At 76.5% G+C, this 655-nt stretch carries 1 protein-coding gene; it reads right to left on the bottom strand.

Features of this window, described 5'->3' with window-relative positions; genetic code table 11:
- On the bottom strand, positions 1–655 hold a 655-nt coding region (locus tag ACFFNX_RS51910), incomplete at both ends, for a condensation domain-containing protein (protein WP_378213887.1).

The raw sequence follows: 655 nt of genomic DNA, 5'->3' as shown, positions 1-655 counted from the left end.
TCACGCCGGCGAGCCGGCGCCGCCAGTACGCCCGCGACTCCTCCGTCCGCGCGGCCTGCCCGGCCTCCCATCGGGCGTGGTCGGCGTACTGGGCGGCGGGGCCGGCGCCCTCGCCCCGGTGGGCGCGGGAGACCTCGCGCAGGAGGATCTCCCAGGACAGGTCGTCGCAGGCGATGTGGTGGATGGTGAGGAAGAGCAGGTGCTCGCGCGACGCGGTACGGGCCAGCATCAGCCGCAGGGGCACGTCGCGGGTGAGGTCGAACGGTGCGTTCGCCCACTCACGTACGGCGGCCTCCGCGGGTTCCCCGGCGAGGCGGGTGAACAGGATCGCGGTGCCGTCCGGGGCGAGTTCCTGGAGCGGTGGGTCGCCGGGCTCCTGCCGGTAGACGGTGCGCAGGATCTCGTGGCGGCGCGCGGCCGTCTCGAAGGCCGTACGGAGCGCGTCCGGGTCGAGGTCGCCGGTCAGCCGCACCCCGACGGTGAGGTGGTACGCCGGGTCGGCGGGGTCGAGGCGGTGCAGGAACCACATGCGGCGCTGCGCCGACGAGAGCGGGGCCGGGTAACGCGGCCCGGCCGGAGCGTACGGCCGGGCCGGGGCGGTCGGCAGCCCCTCGTCGGCGATGGCGCGGCGGAGCAGCTCACGCCGCCGTGCCTC

Source organism: Actinoallomurus acaciae, from assembly GCF_042429965.1.
In the GTDB taxonomy this organism is placed as follows: Bacteria; Actinomycetota; Actinomycetes; order Streptosporangiales; family Streptosporangiaceae; genus Actinoallomurus; species Actinoallomurus acaciae.
The sequence above is the reverse complement of the archived record's forward strand: the minus strand, read 5'-3'. Positions and strand labels throughout refer to the sequence as shown.